The sequence below is a fragment of the Paenibacillus sp. ISL-20 genome, from assembly GCF_018613005.1.
Taxonomy (GTDB): domain Bacteria; phylum Bacillota; class Bacilli; order Paenibacillales; family Paenibacillaceae; genus Paenibacillus_AQ.
In genome coordinates this window covers 1-18,514 of record NZ_JAGGRD010000041.1, presented here as the reverse complement: position 1 = coordinate 18,514, position 18,514 = coordinate 1, and the positions used below count along the sequence as shown (strand labels likewise).

General features: G+C 44.6%; 19 protein-coding genes. 3 read left to right on the top strand and 16 right to left on the bottom strand.

Features of this window, described 5'->3' with window-relative positions:
• Positions 1-188 precede the first annotated feature (188 nt).
• Entirely contained in the window at positions 189-1,349 is a 1,161-nt protein-coding gene (locus J7E85_RS23605; RefSeq protein WP_215162088.1) for a PsbP-related protein, read from the top strand.
• Here J7E85_RS23605 and J7E85_RS23600 read toward each other — a convergent pair.
• Together J7E85_RS23600 and J7E85_RS23595 are read right to left on the bottom strand one after the other, a co-directional pair.
• Positions 1,271-3,175 (bottom strand): hypothetical protein, encoded by a 1,905-nt coding sequence (locus tag J7E85_RS23600; protein ID WP_215162086.1) that lies wholly within the window; start codon positions 3,173-3,175, stop codon positions 1,271-1,273. The genes J7E85_RS23605 and J7E85_RS23600 overlap by 79 nt on opposite strands.
• A 307-nt stretch (positions 3,176-3,482) precedes the next feature.
• A complete protein-coding gene (locus J7E85_RS23595; RefSeq protein WP_215162084.1) occupies positions 3,483-4,091 on the bottom strand; it encodes a stalk domain-containing protein in 609 nt (202 codons plus the stop codon).
• A gap of 191 nt (positions 4,092-4,282) precedes the next feature.
• On the opposite strand from J7E85_RS23595, the gene J7E85_RS23590 reads away from it, so the two are divergent.
• Positions 4,283-4,999, top strand: a complete 717-nt coding sequence (locus tag J7E85_RS23590; RefSeq protein WP_215162082.1) for a stalk domain-containing protein — start codon at positions 4,283-4,285, stop codon at positions 4,997-4,999.
• A 201-nt stretch (positions 5,000-5,200) separates the two neighbouring features.
• On the opposite strand, the gene J7E85_RS23585 is transcribed toward J7E85_RS23590, so the two are convergent.
• The 4 genes from J7E85_RS23585 to J7E85_RS23570 form a co-directional block, all read right to left on the bottom strand.
• A complete protein-coding gene (locus J7E85_RS23585) occupies positions 5,201-6,343 on the bottom strand; it encodes an ROK family transcriptional regulator (RefSeq protein WP_215162080.1) in 1,143 nt (380 codons plus the stop codon).
• A 103-nt stretch (positions 6,344-6,446) separates the two neighbouring features.
• A complete protein-coding gene (locus J7E85_RS23580) occupies positions 6,447-8,030 on the bottom strand; it encodes a type 2 periplasmic-binding domain-containing protein (protein ID WP_215162078.1) in 1,584 nt (527 codons plus the stop codon).
• 56 nt (positions 8,031-8,086) lie between these two features.
• Entirely contained in the window at positions 8,087-8,974 is an 888-nt protein-coding gene (locus J7E85_RS23575) for a carbohydrate ABC transporter permease (RefSeq protein WP_215162076.1), read from the bottom strand.
• 14 nt (positions 8,975-8,988) lie between these two features.
• Entirely contained in the window at positions 8,989-9,951 is a 963-nt protein-coding gene (locus tag J7E85_RS23570; RefSeq protein WP_251035990.1) for an ABC transporter permease, read from the bottom strand.
• 317 nt (positions 9,952-10,268) lie between these two features.
• On the opposite strand from J7E85_RS23570, the gene J7E85_RS23565 reads away from it, so the two are divergent.
• Positions 10,269-10,469, top strand: a complete 201-nt coding sequence (locus J7E85_RS23565) for a hypothetical protein (protein WP_215162074.1) — start codon at positions 10,269-10,271, stop codon at positions 10,467-10,469.
• An 80-nt stretch (positions 10,470-10,549) separates the two neighbouring features.
• Here J7E85_RS23565 and yjcZ read toward each other — a convergent pair whose 3' ends face one another.
• The 10 genes from yjcZ to J7E85_RS23515 all read right to left on the bottom strand — a co-directional run bounded on the left by yjcZ (position 10,550) and on the right by J7E85_RS23515 (position 18,175).
• Positions 10,550-10,660, bottom strand: a complete 111-nt coding sequence (gene yjcZ, locus J7E85_RS23560; RefSeq protein ID WP_083659774.1) for a sporulation protein YjcZ — start codon at positions 10,658-10,660, stop codon at positions 10,550-10,552.
• Positions 10,661-11,152: 492 nt separating this feature from the next.
• Positions 11,153-11,593 (bottom strand): NucA/NucB deoxyribonuclease domain-containing protein, encoded by a 441-nt coding sequence (locus J7E85_RS23555; protein WP_076324707.1) that lies wholly within the window; start codon positions 11,591-11,593, stop codon positions 11,153-11,155.
• Between the two features lie 231 nt (positions 11,594-11,824).
• Positions 11,825-13,453 carry a chaperonin GroEL gene (gene groL, locus J7E85_RS23550; RefSeq protein ID WP_215162072.1) on the bottom strand — a complete coding sequence of 543 codons (1,629 nt, stop codon included), beginning with the start codon at positions 13,451-13,453 and terminating at the stop codon, positions 11,825-11,827.
• A 62-nt stretch (positions 13,454-13,515) separates the two neighbouring features.
• The gene (gene groES / locus J7E85_RS23545; RefSeq protein ID WP_006212454.1) at positions 13,516-13,797 is read right to left on the bottom strand and encodes a co-chaperone GroES; all 282 of its coding nucleotides are present in this window, start codon (positions 13,795-13,797) and stop codon (positions 13,516-13,518) included.
• 277 nt (positions 13,798-14,074) lie between these two features.
• A complete protein-coding gene (locus J7E85_RS23540) occupies positions 14,075-14,893 on the bottom strand; it encodes a nucleotidyltransferase domain-containing protein (protein WP_215162135.1) in 819 nt (272 codons plus the stop codon).
• Positions 14,894-15,203: 310 nt separating this feature from the next.
• The gene (tatC, locus tag J7E85_RS23535) at positions 15,204-15,977 is read right to left on the bottom strand and encodes a twin-arginine translocase subunit TatC (protein WP_215162070.1); all 774 of its coding nucleotides are present in this window, start codon (positions 15,975-15,977) and stop codon (positions 15,204-15,206) included.
• 72 nt (positions 15,978-16,049) lie between these two features.
• Positions 16,050-16,286, bottom strand: a complete 237-nt coding sequence (locus J7E85_RS23530; RefSeq protein ID WP_076324711.1) for a twin-arginine translocase TatA/TatE family subunit — start codon at positions 16,284-16,286, stop codon at positions 16,050-16,052.
• Between the two features lie 217 nt (positions 16,287-16,503).
• Positions 16,504-16,995, bottom strand: coding sequence for a MogA/MoaB family molybdenum cofactor biosynthesis protein (locus J7E85_RS23525; RefSeq protein ID WP_076324712.1), 492 nt, complete (start codon positions 16,993-16,995; stop codon positions 16,504-16,506).
• A gap of 49 nt (positions 16,996-17,044) precedes the next feature.
• On the bottom strand, positions 17,045-17,521 hold the full coding sequence (moaC, locus tag J7E85_RS23520; protein WP_071222520.1) for a cyclic pyranopterin monophosphate synthase MoaC: 477 nt from the start codon (positions 17,519-17,521) through the stop codon (positions 17,045-17,047).
• Positions 17,522-17,524: 3 nt separating this feature from the next.
• Positions 17,525-18,175 (bottom strand): 5-formyltetrahydrofolate cyclo-ligase, encoded by a 651-nt coding sequence (locus J7E85_RS23515; RefSeq protein WP_353049551.1) that lies wholly within the window; start codon positions 18,173-18,175, stop codon positions 17,525-17,527.
• Positions 18,176-18,514: the final 339 nt, after the last annotated feature.

Below are 18,514 nucleotides of genomic sequence, written 5' to 3'. Positions count from 1 at the left end.
TTCATTTTCCCCATTAATTTCTATAATTCTACAATATCCTTACTCTTTCGCTTTAAATATAGAAATATATACCTAGTTCTGATAGACTATTCTATAATATTCCTGTTATTACAGGTTAACAACAAGCGGAATATTTCCGTTCAAGCCAATCCCCTAGCCGATAGGGACTCAAGAAAAGAGAAGAAAAAATGAAACGCCTAGCAACATCAACCCTGTTCATGCTATTGTTATTGGTCATGCTAACTGCATGCAGTTCAGGAAAAGACACAACCGAAACTTCCTCCACCCCTTCAACCCCAGAAAATGAAGCGGCGAAAAACACTGCCTCTGAAAATACGAAAAAAAATGAAGAGCCTAATAAAACTCAATCATTTAAGGGGGAGAATTTCTCCTTTTCCTACCCTTCGACGTGGAAGGATGCAGAGCTTAACATTCCTCAAGTCATTGCGGCATTCGTAAATCCTAACCCCCAAGGAGCTTTTGTTGATAATTTAAATGTAGTTATCGAGGAATCGTCTGCTACTCCCGAAGAAGCAGCTAATGTTGCCGTACAAGGTTTAACCAATGGAGATGGGGGACCATTAATACAAAACTTCAAAAAACTGAACTTCATCGACGTTCCCAAAAAGGCAGCGGGGATACTGGAATCTGAATACACTCATGGAGAGTCCAACGCCCAGGTCATATTAACTCAATATTTTGTCTCAAACGGCAATGAACTTTACACGCTCTCCATTTCCTATTCCAAGACAGCCTACGATAATGGAGGAAAAGCGAGTGTCCAAAACATAATGGACTCGTTCGAAATCGTTAACGTTAGTAATCAGGTGGAAGACGCGAATGCTAACGCTGGCAGTAATGTCGAAGGATTAACGGAAGAAAACCTTTTCGCTGAAATCATGGCTTATGTTATTCCTATTGAAATTGAAAACGGAACTTTAGACGAGCTCACCTATAACTATTTTGTTCAGCATTATGAGTTATTTCCAGCGCTTACACCTAAAGCTCAAAAGAAAGCGAAGGCAGAAGTCGATCCAAATATTACGTCACGTCACCTCAACAAAAATCTGAGTCCCTATTTGGATCAGATGATCGAGGTAAGTGGATACGTTGTTGATATCATTGAAGATGAAGTCGAAGAGGGTATTACCCTTGCCGAAATACACATCATAGATGATAATGACAACTCCATTACCGGTTTTTATGCCCACTCTACCGGTGATATTTTGCAAGACGATTATGTCACGATGCGAGGAGTCCCGGCAACATATTATTCGTTTGATAATATTAGTGGCGGAACCACGAATTCCATTATTATCGGTGTGTCCACGCTTGAGAAGACGGAATAGTTTGTTTCTAATAGATGCTCTGATATCCTAAGCCCATTTTTGGGCTTTTCTTTTTGCAAACTTGATGAACGGACCACCAGCACGTTGGCCGAAGTGATGCTTCCCTTATACTGGGCATAGATCTGGGTTTTTCCCGGCTTATGGCCGATCAGGTTTCCTTCCTTATCCACCTCGGCTATATCCGGATGATCACTGATGAATGTTGTTTGCCTTGTGATGTCGATTTCGTTTTGGTTAATATAGTTACGCAATATGACCTTCAAGTCGAGCATCGTGCCTTCCGCAAGCGAATACTCGTCAGAATCCAGCTTGATATAGCCAGAGACAGGTTCGAATTCGTCCGAGTCTTCCGGGAACACGGTAATGCTCAATCTGGCCGTGAAACCTTCGTAAGCTGCTATAACATAGCTGTTCCCCGGCTCGTGCCCTGTAATCCGGCCCAATGCGTCGATTTCCACGATGGCGCTGTCCGCCGATACATAATCTGCGGCGCTGGACAAATCGCTCTTTGTGCCGTCGGAATAAACCGCTTGAAGCACGGTAAAGACGCTTGTACCTGCTTTCAATTTCTTTTCCTTTTCCGTAAACGAGATGCCCGTCAGCGTACGTTCGACTGGCCTGTCCGCTGAAGGCGACAGCTTCATAAGCTGGAACTTCTTCACGTCCCCCCGTACAACGGTTCCCGGAAAAATAAATCCGCCGTCAGGTGTTACCGCTGCACTTCCACCGAGGTAGATGGGAGGGCCCTTAAACAATTCCCTGCTGATAAACTGGCCGTTCCCATCGACGCTCAGCACATCGTATTGCCTTTTGTAATCCAGACTGTTCTGAGAAATATGTTCTCCCAGCATGGCGTAGCCGTCTTTTGTGTGGACAAGACGTTTAAAAAATTCGGAATTCATCCCGTCGCGATATGTTTTTTCCCATTGTTCCTGTCCGTTCAGGTCCAACTTGGTAAGTGCATTCACACGATTGCGGTCGATACGTTTTTCACTGCCAATGACATAACCCCCATCTTCCGAAGCAGTGATGGAAAATGCAGTCCAGCGGCTATCCGGGTCCTTGAATTGTTTCGACCAGACTTCTTTGCCTTGATCATCAATTTTGACCATCAGCATCGCATCCAGGTCTCCCGTTTCATATTCCGCCCGGCCTACGCCGCCAACGGCAATGTACCCTCCATCATTTGCCGGAATAAGGTCGTTAAACTCTACGCTGTCTGTATAATTGTATTTGTTATACCACAACGTCTCACCGTTTATATCGATCTTTAAAATATAGGCTTTTTCATAGGCAACCCAGCCTACGGACCCACTCCCGGCTATAAAAAAATCGCCGTCCTCCGTTTCGACAATTGCAGTCGGGGTACTATGAATTGTATCATCCTGTACCTTCTCCCATAATACATTGCCCGATGAATCCAGTCTAATTATATACAGCTGACCAACAATCGGTACGTCTTCTGAATTCGTGTTACCGGCTACTAGATATCCGCCGTCCTTCGTCTCAATGACCCGGTATGCCATACTATTCGTAGTAGGATACATAGGCTTCTGTTCCCATTCAACCTGGCCCTCTGCATCAAGCTTTAAAATGTAAGCCTTTTGATACTTTCCAGCCTCGAAGATACCTCCAACGGCTATATAGCCGCCATCAGAAGTCGGGATCACTTCATTCCCTGCGGAGTTACTCCCGTAATCCCTGGACCATTCGGCAGTTGACTGCGCCGAATCGGTAGCCGCGTAGCTTAATCCGGGCATTAATCCGAACATCAGCAGCAATCCGGCAAAACACGCCATCAATAATCGTGAATATTTTCTAGACACAATCCTACCCCCATTAGCAAATGATATTTGTGAGATTGTCAATATCTTCAATTCCTTTTTATTATTCATTCGATTCCCTGGAATTGGTATCCAACAAACCTCATAATATTCTGATGCAATGGAACTGTTTACCAGTGTTTTGACATTTAACACTGACGAGTAGATCATCATATCGCTGACCTTGTCATCTTTTTGTGCTATGACCATTCCAGCCAGGTCAATCTGAGCGATGCGCACCTTGGCGATCACCATACTAAAAGAACCCCGTTAGCCTAAGCCAACAGGGTTTCTTATCGACGCGATCATATTACTTATAATGCGAAGATGGATAAACAACTGCTTTTCCTTGTACTTCAACTTCAACTTGTTTCATTCCTGTTATGTTTATTTCGATTTGTTCAGTGATGTCTTGAGAGACAAACAAGGACTTTAATTCTTCTTTTGTATCTTTATTCTTGATCACAATCGTTGCGTCCTTTTCGATCGCGCAGATGTCTAGGACTAACGTTTGATATTTGCCTTGAGGAAAAAGGTACACACTTGGCAAAGAACCCTTAGTGAGTATAACTTCTTTAAAATCCCCAGTGTATGCATCGTCTCTAGTTAATGCAGTATTGTAGTACTTCACCTGTTCGTTCAAAATAGGAGTTTCCTTTAATTTCTCACCGATATGTACTGTCCCTTTAGCTTTATCAATCGTTATGTTGGTTTTAGTTGCTTCTTTAACGGTACTTACCGGCAAATAATACTGACCATTTACCAAAATCGGTTTCCCAGAATGGCTCCATACTTTCCCGTTTAGAACATACTTAAAGTTCTGGATCGTTCCCTTGATTTGTGGAGCTGCTGCATACACGGCAGTACCTCCCAACATCAATAGTGCAGTCATTGCTAAAACAATTTTCTTTTTCTTCATTCCTCTTTCTTCCTCCCCTTCTGTGATTTTCCTAAACCATTAAATTATCGGACATTATATCGGAATAATCAATAGATAAAAAAAGGGATACGGAATAAAATGGGCAAATTGTTAGTTTAACCGCTATAAAGTTATATCCAGATTTTGCCATAATAAGTGTTATACTTTACAAAAAAAAGGAGTTGTATCACTTGAAGAAATCGTTTGTTAAAACCATTACCACTCTAGCACTTGGCATGATGATTGGATCGACAACAATTGCAGCTGCAGCACCAGGTACAATTCAAGCTGTTTTATCAAAATTCACGATTATCGTAGATGGACAAAAACAAAATCTCAAATCTGATCCGATTATATACAAAGGTACAACCTACCTTCCGGTTCGTGAGGTTGCTGAAATGCTAAACGCTGAGTTATCTTCTTTCGATAGCAAGGCTAAGAGAATAGAATTGACACAAACACCAACAAATCCCCAAGTAAATTCCAATCAAACCAATGCACCACAGACACCACTAACACTCAAACTTAATGAAACCGCTACTCGAGGTGATATGACCCTAAAAGTTAACAGTGTAAGCTATACAAACTTCATCCCATCTGGACCTGGATCGACATCTGGTATGATTGCTGATAAAGGAAACAAGTTCGCTGTTATTGAATTTGAAGCAACGCTAAACGAAGAGCCGACAAACCAATTCGCATGGAGTGCATTAGATTTTTTTGATAGCGCTACTATTAGTGGCAAGAAGATCAGTTCAGCTACTTCATATGACCATACCAATCTACTAAAAGGTGAGACGAAAACTATTCAAGTTACGCTCAACCTTCCAGAAAATATGGATATCAGTTCTATCACCTTTAGAGATCCAAGTAAAAATTCGATTTTCGGAACGATCAATCTTAAATAAACGATGCCAACGGAGGCGACCCGGTACCGATATTCGGGCCGCCCACGCCAGAAACGCGACCTTTTTGTGATTCTAACAGAGACCCCTTAAGGTCTCTTTTTCATTTATTAAATTTGCGAATAAACTGAACCGCCTTGGAAATATCATGTTCCAGATTTGATAACCGGCACTTTCAGAACAGTTTACTTGTAAAGTCAATGGTCAAGTTAACGAAATCTTACCTTTGAACAGCTGATGCAAAACCATCGTGGTTACGCCGATCACATAATTTCTTTTGCCTAAACTCGCTGGGGTAACCCCATTCGAGTCATATAAACCATCCACCGCAAATTTGGCTAGATGATCGTGAATCTTCTGAATGCATTTCGGTGATGTCATGAACCACCCGTCCAAAATGGTCTTTTGCGGGCCAAACAGATTCATCATGACCGCAACCGCCCTGCTCAAAAACAGCAGGCTTCGATTCATCATCGTCTCGATCCAAACTTCCCCGCGTTCATACGCTTGTACAACTTCTTCAATGGTTTGAGGTACAGGGCAGCCATGCTTGGCTGCCCTTTTCCGCGCCTGCTCCAGCACATAGGTACTGTTAAACCAATTATCATGCAGCAGGGCGACCTCGCCTGCTCTTCCTTTGTACCCCGAATAGACCTGGCCATTCACGATAAACCGGGCTCCGACACCTTCATATATCCATACATATAGCACATTCTTAACGCTAGGACTCGTCTCCAGATAATATTCCGCAAATGCTGCGGCATTGGTGTCGTTCATGACGTAAATTGGCAGATTATAATAACGGGACTGGAGCAGCCTGATGATCTCAAAATCCTTCAGATTCAGATAACGTGCATACGTTATTGTCCCGCTGCCCTCATCAACAATACCCGGAGAAGCAATGCCGATTCCTTTGATTTGGGAGAAGTCACTGATTCCCGCAATTCGGACAATCTCGTTTATACAGTCAAATATCGCCTGCAGAACCTGGTCATTTCCTTTTACAGCCGGAACTGTAAGCTCAGCGACGATTTCACTGTGGAAATTGGATAGCGTGCAGTAAAATGTGTTGTTTCCCAACCCGACCGAAATGACAAACCCTTTATCTTTGCTAATCTCCAGCGATATGGCCTTGCGCCCCGCACCAACCGATGACTTTTCGCCCGATTCGACAATGTATCCTTCGGCAATCAGCTCATCCACCAGAGAGGACACGGTCGTAGCGCTCAGCTGCGTAACCTTTGCGATATCCGCGCGCGACATCGCTTTTTCCCTATGAAGTAAGCTTAAGATGGTCGCTCGGTTGATTTCTTTCATTAGATATACGTTACCTCTAATATGTTTCATGCATGTACCTTTCTCCAGGGTAATGTGTTCTCTAGAAAAAGAAACCCCCTAGTTTCCAATGTTCTTATCCATTACTTCATTACTTCATTACTTCATTACTTCATTACTTCATTACTTCTTTATTCGCCTCATACGCTTTGTTCTGGATAGCTTCTAATTCATCAAAACGCATGGATCTCACTTTCTCAGCGAATGCCTCAAATTGAGATAACGGCTCCTGCCCGATAATAAACTTGCTAATCATCTCATTCACATAGGTATCGATCTGCGTTTTGATCTCCGTGCTCGTCTCAAAATCATCTTCGGTGTACTTCAAGGCAGGTACCGGATCCCGGAAATAGTTTTGTTCGACGTAATAGAACAGTTGCTTGGCAGCATCCTCGCTCACAGCAGCCGCTTTCTCATAACGGGCATCTTGACGGAAACCGATCCATGGCTGCGCTCCGATTCTACTTAATGCCTTTGCAGCCCCATCCGGATTTTTCATAATCTTGTCGGTATATTTGAGCGTTCCATCGGCTTCCTTCGTATATGTATCGCCCTCAACCCCGAAGTTAAATAGTAGCTGACCTTCGTCACTGTAAGCATACTCGAAAATTTCCATCGTTTTGTCGACGTGCTCGTTCTGGCCGCTGATGGCCCAAGCAACAGGCACCACGATTTGCTGCTGTCTGTTCGTAAGCGGTTTGTCGCCTTTGTTCATGACTGGAGGTGGCGTAACCTGAAAATTAAATCCTTTAATATTCTCAACCTCAGGTCTTGCATTGAAGCTTGCCACATATCCAACCCAATGATTGGTTGCACCGACTTTATCATTGAAAACCATCGAAGTATAGTCTTTATCTTGTCTGGACAGGATCTCTTGATCAAACAATCCTTCACTGTACCATTTGTTCATCGTAGTTAGAAATTCCTTGGCGCGCGGATCGATTGGCGTATAAATCATCTTGCCGTTTTCCTCCATCCAGCGGCCATCCTCGTTCAAGTCAATGCCCCAAGCATCGGCAAAGTTCAAATAAAAAGTGCCGGCAGTAGAAAACGGTACTTCATCCTTCGGATCACCGTTTCCGTTGGCATCCTTCTCTTTGAACGCTTTCAAAGTATTATACCAATCATCCATCGTTTCCGGTACTGGCAGGTTCAAGCGATCCAACCAGTCTTGACGAATCAAGGGGCCTTCGGATGTACGAACCGCAGACAACATGGGAACTCCGTAAATATTGCCATCTGCATTAACAATCTGGGATTTGGCAATTTTGTCGTCTACTAAATATTTTTGCAGATTGGGTTTATCTTTAATCAGATCGTTCAGCGGGATGAACACGCCCTGCGGACCGTACTTGTTAAAGTTGCTAGGTGCATCCGCAACGATATCCGGATACTCATTGGAAGAAATCATAAGCGGAAATTTGTCACGCATCGTTTTGGCATCACCTGTAATAAAGTCAAATTCCACGTTAAATTTTTTCCCAATTTCCTTCCATACCAGTGTTTCGTTGGTGTACATTTCATCCGTTGCCCGGCTCGCAATAAAGATCGATAATTTCACCGGTTCATCACCGCTCGTATTATCTGACGGCGACGATTCTCCCTTTGACGCTCCGCCTCCACATGCCGATGTCAGAAGAGCCATAATGATTACAATGATCAATAAGGATATCCCATTCTTTCTCCATTGTCTGTTCATTCTTACGACCTCCACTTTGGATTATTGATTTTAACCACATCTCTATTTCAAATTTACTAACTCTTAACGGCGCCGATCATCACCCCTTTCACAAAATACTTTTGCAGAAACGGATAGGCCATAATAATCGGGAGAGCCGTAACCACAATAGCCGCATATTGAATGGTGATCGGCAGAACTCCGGAACTTTGGACCAGCGCTTTCTCCATTTCCTTATCGAATGAGCTGTCGCGGATTATTCGGACCAATAACACCTGAACTGGCATAAATTTCTCCTTGCTAAGCAATATCAATTCCCAGAAAAAGGAGTTCCATTTGCCAACCGCATAATACAAGCCGATGGCTGCAAGCACCGGTTTGGACAGAGGCAGCGCCATTTGTAGGAATATTCTGATATCGCTGGCCCCATCGATTTTGGCCGATTCCTCGATCTCTTTGGGAAGACTCTCAAAATAGGTCCGTACAATGATGATATAGAACGTAGAAATAGCTGCGTAAAGCAAGATACCCATTCGGGAATTAAGCAAATGAAGATCTCTCATGACCATATAAAATGGAATCATTCCGCCACCGAACCATAATGGAATCGCCAAAAAGATGGCGGCAAAATTGCGCAGCTTCCAATTTTTCCGTGACAGTGGATAAGCCGCCAGCGTCGTCAGCAGTAAACTAAGAAATGTTCCTACCACCGTGTAGTAAATCGTGTTTCCATAGGCCACGATCATTCCCTTGTAATTCAAAACTGTCTCATAAGCCGACAAATTGATTCCTTTTGGCCAGAGAAGCACTTCATTTCGCATCACACTGTCCGTATCGCTGATAGAAACGGATAGAATATAAATGAATGGGTAGAGCATCACGATACAAGTGACGATAATAAACAGATAGATGAATACAAAATAAATGGCGTCACTGGCGTCCACTCTTTTTTTGGTCTTAAACACGTTCTCTCCCCCTTTTACCAAAGCGAAGTCTGGTTTGCTTTTTTGCTCAAGTAATTAGCCCCGTATACCAGAATGAAACCAATTACAGCCTGGAATAGGCCAACCGCTGTGGCATAGCTGTAGTTATTGTCGATGAGTCCTTTTCTGTACACGTAAGTATTCAGGACATCCGCGGTGTCATAAATTGTTGGATTGTACAACAGCAGGATTTTGCCGAAATCGGCCGTTAAAATCGCACCCAGGTTTAACAGCAGCATAATAATAATGGTCGGGACCAGACTTGGGAATGTAATGTAGCGGAGCTGACTCCACCGGCCCGCCCCATCGATCTTGGCTGCTTCGTACAGATCTGGACTAATGCCCGAAAGAGCGGCGATATAAATAATGGCGGAAAATCCAGCTCCCTGCCAAATTCCCAGCAGCACATAAATCGTTCTGAAGTAATCCGGATCTTGAAAGAAGAAAATACTCTCAATCCCAAATTTATTTAAAAGGATATTGACGATACCCGTACTCGGCGAAAGGAAGGTAAGAGCCATCCCGCATACAACAACCGTAGAAATAAAATACGGTAAGTAGCTAATCGTCTGTGCGATTTTTTTGAACAGGAGATTCCGTATTTCATTGAAGCAAAGAGCTAAAATAATTGGCACTGGGAATCCAAAAATCAAGCTGTAAATATTAAGGAGCAGCGTGTTTTTGATCAGTCTAAAAAAATGGGGGTCATCCAAAAATTGTTGGAAATATTTAAATCCGACCCAGCTACTTCCGGATATCCCTTTGACCACGTTGTACTTCTGAAATGCCATTAACAAGCCATGCATCGGCCAATAGGCAAATATGAAATACCATATAAAAACAGGTAGAAACATAATGTAAAGCCATTTGTTGTATACAAGCTCCTTAGCCATTAACTGAAGTTTGGAGCCCTTCTTCTTTTTCATATCGATCTGAATTATCGGTTCTAAACCAGCCATGTTTAAACTCCTTTCAACACACTCATTCTTTGCTGCCAAACGCCCCTTTGTTGGATCCATCCATGTACTCCAAAGTCCATGAATCGCCTATTAAACAACCCCTTCCACGAGTTTCATATCACTTCCTGATTTGAAACCGCATCCATTAAGCGCTTTCAATTTCATTGTTTACATGATATATCAACTCCATTTTCCAGCCGTTTTTAGCAAGCTTTTATCACATTATAACTGATTCAATTAATTTGTACAGTGTCTTTATTAATTATTTATTAAAAAATAATCTACTAAAAGCTACTCCTTTAAAAGAGGAGAATCACGTGCTAAAAGAACTAATGATTGCTATAGAGAAACAACAACAGATAAGTGTCCGCACTAAAGATGGGACTATAACAGTTGGATTACCAAAACATTCTGTAGATCCAGGGAGAGTGAAGATTTACACACAAAATGAGGTCGTTTCTATACCGTTAAATGATATAAATCACATAATGAGAATTATTGGTCTTCCTGTAAAATAACGATCTTAATGTATTCTAAAATTAGTAAGAAATAGACCCTACCAGCATTAGCCAGTAGGGTCTTTGTCATGCAGGGAATATTATACAAAGGCACTAGTAATGATTACCAACAAAATAAAGAGAACAAGAATCGCCGCGACTGAGTTTTTACCACCGTATCCTCCAACACTTTCGTAACCAACTTCACCCATGAGGTCTCCTCCTTTTCTACGATCTCAATACAAAGTATTCAAAATCCCATACAATGCCAGGGCCAATATGCTTTAACAAAAAAGAACCTCACCAGCCTAAGCCAGTGAGGTCTCTTACCGATGATATCGGAGCATTACCTATAATGCGAAGTATTTTTCAGTTAACCTCTACTACTTGTGTTCAAATGAATTATAGTAAATTCTACCCACCTTTGATATACTGACATTATTACTTTAGTCATAGGTGCGTGATCAATCAAATGTGGGATAAAGAACTGAAAATAGCCATACAGAAGAAGCAAAACGTAACGATATACCTTATTGATGGCGCAGTATTACAAGGTATACCTGATGCTTGTACAGATCGCTTAGAGATGCGGAGTGTTTATGGGCCAGTCTGGGTACCATTAGAGGAAATAAAGCATGTGAGTCGATTAATACGACTAGACGTAAAAAAGAACCTACTGGCATATAGCTAGTAGGTTCTTGTTGCTATCTAAAAATGAAATGTACTTGGGTACCGTCCGGGTATCCCTCCAAATAGTTACCCACCCAGCTTCCCGCTCCTCGATTGTCAGATGGATCTATGTATTCGACACTTGCACCGTCTCCGCCTTCGGCACACATGGCCATCGGCCACTCATCCCGATCATATCCTTTTTTTGTAGGGATTCCTTTTAGCGAAGAACTCCTGTTATCATCTGCACCAGTTCGATCAATGGTACAAACTTCGGAATGGCCGGATTCAATGGCCTTTTGTATGTGATCCGCTGTCTCAGGATATCTATCCGCTGGAAACTCCAATTCGACAACGGTACCCGGTATTGGTTGGTTTACATCAATGTCATCTAACTCCGGAAAATAATTAAGGACCAACCAAACCAATAACAGGGATAAGACCGCTGTTCCAAATTTCAAGAATAATTTTTTCATACGAATTGCTCCCCCCTTTCAAACAAAAAAATCCCTGCCAGCATAGGCCAGCAGGGATTTTTTACCGATGCCTTCAGTTTACTTTTTTAAGTATAATCATGTTGGCATATATTTGTAAATCACTTCTCTGTAATTGTTCTTAAAGACATATATACATTTGTGACCTTATACAAGAAAAGAGACCCCGAGAGGTCTCTTATTCATTGATATGACAGGTTTTTAAGGCCTTACTTACATCATGCCGCCCATTCCACCCATGCCGCCCATGTCAGGCATAGCTGGTTTTTCTGGTTCTGGCTTGTCAGCGATAACCGCTTCAGTTGTCAGGAACATTGCCGCAACGGAAGCTGCGTTTTGAAGAGCGGAACGCGTTACTTTCGCAGGGTCAACGATACCTGCTTCGAACATGTTCACCCAAGTGTCTGTAGCGGCGTTGTAGCCGATACCGATCTCTTCTTTTTTCAGACGCTCCACGATCACGGAACCTTCTTGGCCAGCGTTTGCTGCAATCGTGCGGATTGGTTCTTCCAGAGCGCGCAGAACGATGTTCACGCCTGTTTTCTCGTCGCCTTCTACTTGAACAGCAGCAACAGCGTTGTATACGTTAACGAGCGCTGTACCACCACCGGATACCATACCTTCTTCAACCGCAGCGCGGGTTGCGTTCAGGGCATCTTCGATGCGCAGTTTGCGTTCTTTGAGCTCAGTTTCAGTAGCTGCCCCGACTTTGATGACCGCTACGCCGCCAGCCAATTTAGCCAGACGCTCTTGCAGTTTTTCTTTGTCGAAATCGGAAGTGGTTTCTTCCAATTGGTTGCGGATTTGCTTCACGCGAGCATCGATGTCTTCTTTGTTGCCAGCGCCATCCACGATGATGGTGTTCTCTTTGGTTACGCGCACTTGACGAGCGGTACCCAATTGATCGATGGAAGCTGTTTTCAGGTCGAGACCGAGCTCTTCCGTAATCACTTGGCCGCCAGTCAATGCAGCGATATCCTGCAGCATCGCTTTACGACGGTCACCGAAGCCAGGAGCTTTAACAGCGACAGCGTTGAACGTTCCACGCAGTTTGTTCACGATCAGCATTGCTTGCGCTTCGCCTTCGATGTCTTCCGCGATCAGAACGAGCGGTTTGCCTTGTTGCACGATTTTTTCAAGGATCGGCAGGATCTCTTGCGTGTTGGTTACTTTTTTGTCGGTGATCAGGATGTATGGATTTTCAAGAACAGCTTCCATTTTATCCGTATCGGTAATCATGTATGGAGAGATGTAGCCACGGTCAAACTGCATACCTTCTACAACTTCCAGCTCTGTCAAGAAGCCGCGGGATTCTTCAACGGTGATAACACCATCTTTTCCCACTTTATCCATAGCTTCTGCAATCAGTTGACCTACTTCTTCATCGTCTGCGGATACGGAAGCGACTTGAGCGATTTCCTGGTGGTTCTTAACTTCTTTCGCGATGTTTTGAAGCTCAGCCACAGCTGCTCTAACCGCTTTGTCGATACCCTTACGGATGATCATTGGGTTTGCGCCAGCTGTTACGTTCTTCAGACCCTCACGGATCATAGCTTGAGCCAGAACCGTTGCCGTTGTTGTACCGTCACCGGCAACATCGTTGGTTTTGGTAGCTACTTCTTTAACAAGCTGAGCACCCATGTTCTCGAATGCATCTTCCAGCTCGATTTCTTTAGCGATGGTTACACCGTCATTCGTGATGAGCGGGCTTCCGAATTTCTTCTCAAGAACCACGTTGCGGCCTTTCGGTCCGAGTGTTACTTTAACTGCATTTGCCAAAGCGTCTACACCGCGAAGCATTGCGCGACGGGCGTCTTCACTGAACTTAATGTCTTTTGCCATGGTATTACATACCTCCCTAGTGGATTATGAAATAGTGAAACAAAGATATATTCAGGCGTTCATTAGCCTAAGATCGCGTGGATGTCGCTTTCTTTCATAATCAAATATTCTTTACCTTCGTATTTGATTTCTGTTCCAGCGTATTTGGAGAAAATGACGCGGTCGCCTTCTTTAACTTCCAAAGGTACACGTGCGCCATCTTTCAGGGAGCCACTGCCTACAGCAATAACTTTACCTTCTTGCGGCTTTTCTTTAGCAGAGTCAGGAAGTACAATCCCGAATGCCGTAGTTTCTTCTTGTTCGATCGGTTCTACCAATACGCGTTCACCTAAAGGTCTGATCATGAAAAAATAGCCTCCTTTAAATATGTTGTGATGCTTTTTTCAAAGCTTTATGTATTAGCACTCGACAACCCTCAGTGCTAACAACCAATTTTATGATACTCAAGTTGTCTTAAAATTTCAAGTCCTTTGCATGATTTTTTGATCATTTTTTTGCAATTAAGATTCTGTTCGGGGTTGTCCCTAAACTCCCTTCTCCATTGTATCCATGACCAGCCAAAATATGCCTGTGTCTTAAGAAACACTGTACGGCTGAATACCAAATGATGCTCCCCTTTCGTCAAACCGTGAATGACTGCGGTCCGCCGGTTCCCCATCCTTCAACCAGCGCGTTCCGAAACATAGCATCCAGCCTTTGATCCAGATCCGTGTCTTGGTGCTTCTTATCCTTGACTAGCTGACCATATTCGTTCAATTTCTCTTCGATGAATGCGTTAATGATGGGAAGTTTCGGTTCATCATCCATCTCTTCGCCCGAACGTTTGCGAAGAAGCAACTGATTGATCTCCTGTTTCAGTGCACTTCCCTGATCTAATAGGCGATCCGTAAGCAGCTCGAATTCCATGGGAGGCATCTCGTTGTAGGTTTGAATCCAGTCGCATGCCAATATCGGACGCAGTACATAGAAATACTTTTTGATCTTTACGTCTCCCCCTTGCAAATACATCCGGTAATTGCCTTTGGCCATGTTCAGGTAGTGGTGCATGCACGATTTAGGCGAGAAGGCAAGCGGAGATATGCTGCGGATTTGCTGGGCGATGCCAAGCGTCTCCTTATACTTGACGGGGGACTCCAACCACTCGAGCAGGGGTGGATTCGACTTGCGAAAAAGCCCCAGTGCTTTTTTCAAATCCCAACCGCTCATATCCAGCTTGTCGCTGATCGGCCGCTCAATCACATCTCGCTTGTCGAAGATGGACAAATACCACTCCACGGGTCTGATATAGATAAACCTTACGTCATAATCGCTGTCTGTCGACGGGAAGCCCCAGGCCCTGCTGCCTGCTTCGCATGCATACAGGATAAGAACCCCTTCCTCCCGCTCAATCCGCTCAAGTTCTTGCTGTATCATCAATTTCATTTCTTCCGTTATATTCATATCCGGAATCTCTCCTTCTGTATTGGCCGTGTGATGTCCGATATCCTTATTGTCTTCCAAGCGTTCATATTTCAACAGGGTGAAAGTATGGCGCAGCGTTGGCGCTAGCGAGATATGCTCAAGATGAAAGTTAGGATGTTATGAAATGATTCCCATGAGACCGGGAGCTAATGCACTTATGGAATTGATTCCTAACCATTCGATGCTTGAACAAAAAAACAACCCGCAAACCATACTCCCGTGGAGTGATGTTATGCGGGTTGTTCTTATTCTCATGCGATCCTATGTTGCAAAACAATTGTCATCACTATCAATCCTCTTCATCTACCTGTAAGTACCGCTTGTCCTGTTCCATGTCCGCCTCTAATTGCTTGCGGTAGACCACGGAAGACAGAAATAAGCTGAATTCGTACAGCAGCAGCAGCGGAATCGTGACCAGGATATCCGATATGAAGTCGGGCGGCGTAATGAAAGCCGCAATGAACGCAAGCGCGAAATAAGACACTTTGCGCATTTTCTTAAGCCGCAGCGGATTCAGAATGCGGATTCTCGTTAAGAACATCACCACAAGCGGCAGCTCAAACAGCAAGGCCAGCGGTAATACGAGATTGAACATGAAATTTAAGTAATTGGTAATTCCGTAGGTTTCCTGAAGCCCCATGCTCTGCGTAATCGTTGTAGTGAATGACAGCGTCATCGGAAATACGATGTAATATCCAAACGTTATCCCCACGATGAACAGAAGAAACGCATACGGTACGTAACGAATGGCCGCTTTCTGCTCTTCTTTGCGAAGTCCCGGCTTGACGAACGCCCACAGCTGATAGAAGATCAGCGGAACGGAAATGACAAGCGAGAAAATGGCAGCGATTTTCATGTAGATCCCGATACCATCCCAGAAGGAGAAGGCGTGCAGTTCAAAGTTCTTGGCTTCTTCAGCTGCCGTCAAATAATGATAGATCGGCTCCGCGACAAAAAGCCCACCGATCAGCCCCGCTACGAATACCACGAGCACGACTATAATTCGTTTGCGAAGCTCGCCCAAATGCTCTACAAGCGCCATATCTTTCACTTGCTCCGACATGTTAAACACCACCCTATATGTGACCCTGACAAAACAAAATCCCTCCCGAAGGAAGGGACTTCAAACCTTGCATTATTCCGGAAGACGCTTATCCTCAACCTTGGTTGGCTCAGCGGCAACGGCTTGCTGGGGAGCCTCTTCTTTCTTCTTCGCCGGTGCATCGTCAGCAATAATCTCGCGCGCACCATCCTTAAACTCACGGAATGTTCTTCCGACCGCACGTCCCAGTTCAGGAAGCTTGTTCGGTCCGAACAAGAGTAGCGCCAAAATGACGAGCAAAATAATACCCGGCACTCCAATTGTACTCATATCTATTCTCCTCCTTGTCCTGCTTAATGCCTTTAAAGGACCTCAGGATGATCTAAATCCGTCACGCCTTGCACTACAACAGGTGTTAACTAAAGACCATAATCCGACTACAGCAGTTGAAACAAGCTCATATACCGTCATCATACCATAATGTAAATCACATATACAGTCTAGAATCGTGACAGATTATTTACATAATTATCTAATAGGGTGGCCTTTAGAGCTGCTCCCGATACTGGCCCGTTACCATTAGCAATGCCTCCGGAAGCTGATCCATGACCGCCGCCAGATTCTCGTGCACGCCTTTGGGCGAGCCCGGCAGATTGACAATCAAGGTACGACCGCGGACGCCGCACACACCCCGAAACAGCATTGCGCTCCGATTCTTCTGCATGACGGTAGCACGCATCGCTTCTACGATGCCGGGCACTTCGCGTTCGATGACCCGCTTGGTTGCCTCCGGGGTAACATCCCGGACCGCCAGCTCCGTTCCGCCTGTCGTGAGCACGAGATCCACTTGATAATAATCCGTCAGTTCGATCAATGCCGCGATAATTTCATCCGGCTCGTCCGGTACGATCCGGTATTCAATAATTTCTCCGCTCAGCTCTTCCTCCACCAATTCCCGGATCACTTGAGCGCTCGTATCCTCGCGTTCCCCCCGCGAACCTTTATCGCTCGCCGTTAGGATCGCCGTTTTCCACACCATCTGCCCTCTCTCCTTCCCACTCGTTCGAATCTCCTGTCTCTATGCAATGCTATGTTGTTTCTTGTATGTAATCCCCGCTCTTCCCACCGGTTTTGCTTACCAGGTAGGTCGGACCGATGACCATGTCCTTTTGCAAGGCTTTGCACATGTCATAGACCGTTAACGCAGCCGCTGAAGCTGCTGTCAAAGCTTCCATTTCAACGCCGGTTTTGCCTGTGGTCTTCACCGTCGTTTCTATATATAACTCATCTCTAGCATTATCGCTGAACTCCACATTCACGCCGGTCAACGGCAGCGGATGACACATCGGAATCCAGTTTGACGTGTTCTTGGCCGCCATGATAGCAGCAACCTGTGCTACGGCAAGCACATCCCCCTTGCCGATCTTCCCCTCCTGGATGCGAATCAGCGTATCCGGGTGCATACGAACCGTAGTCTTTGCTACCGCTGTCCGGGCCGTTACATCCTTATCACTGACATCCACCATGCGTGCTCTGCCTTGGCCATTAAAATGACTCAATTCCATCTCTTATCCCTCCGCTGCAGGTCTGGCCTTCACAGTATGTCCCCGTTCCGTAACCAAACCGTCCAATACCCTATCATGCTCTTCCATGGGAACATGCTCCAAGACCTGAACCTCGTAACCGATTCCCACCCACAAAGGCTCACCGATCTGACGAGAGTTGTCTTGCGCTCCCTGACTAAGCCTGTCCGACAGTCGGTCATAATAACCGCCTCCGTATCCAAGTCTTCCGCCCTTCCTGTCAAACGCAAGCCCAGGCACCCAGATGATATCAGGCCCATAATTCATCCATTTCTGCGATCGCTGCGGAGCAGGCTCCAGAATACCGTAAGCTCCGGGAATCAGCTCATTCCATGCGTGAAGCTTATACAATTCCAGCGAACGGTCTTGGGGCAAACTCCGGGGAACGATAACCTGAATTCCCTGCTTCCATGCCCATTCAACTAGCGGCCGGGAATCCAGTTCGGAGCGAAAGGGGACATAAATCATCATGCTCTGAAGTTGAAGCCGATTCATGACCTCCGCAGCATGCTTGCAAGCTTGCTGCGATCGCTTCGCCCGCTCTTCCTCGGATAACTCATCCCTACGTGATAGCATCATTTTGCGCAGGGCATCTTTTGCGGATACCCGCTTCAATTCTTCCTCAGGGTTCAACACGTGATCTTTCCTCTCACGCTTATAATTAAGTTTAGTTTACCATTGTTCCTTCCTTTAGCCAAGAATGCAGGAAGTCGCCAATCATGGTCGATTGTTCGGTCATTTTCATGTACACTTATTTTAAGATATCAGAACGTATAAACTTCAATGCATGAACATCCTGATATCAAAAGAAAAACAACTTCTAAACGGGATGTCTTCTGAGAATGTACGTCGGTAGACGTTTTTCTTAAGAGATAAGAATGTATATACATCAGAGGCATACCCTCCTTATCTCGCAAGAAAAACTTCCGCTATATGCGGTCTGTCTTCTGAGAGTGTACGTCGGTAGAGGTTTTT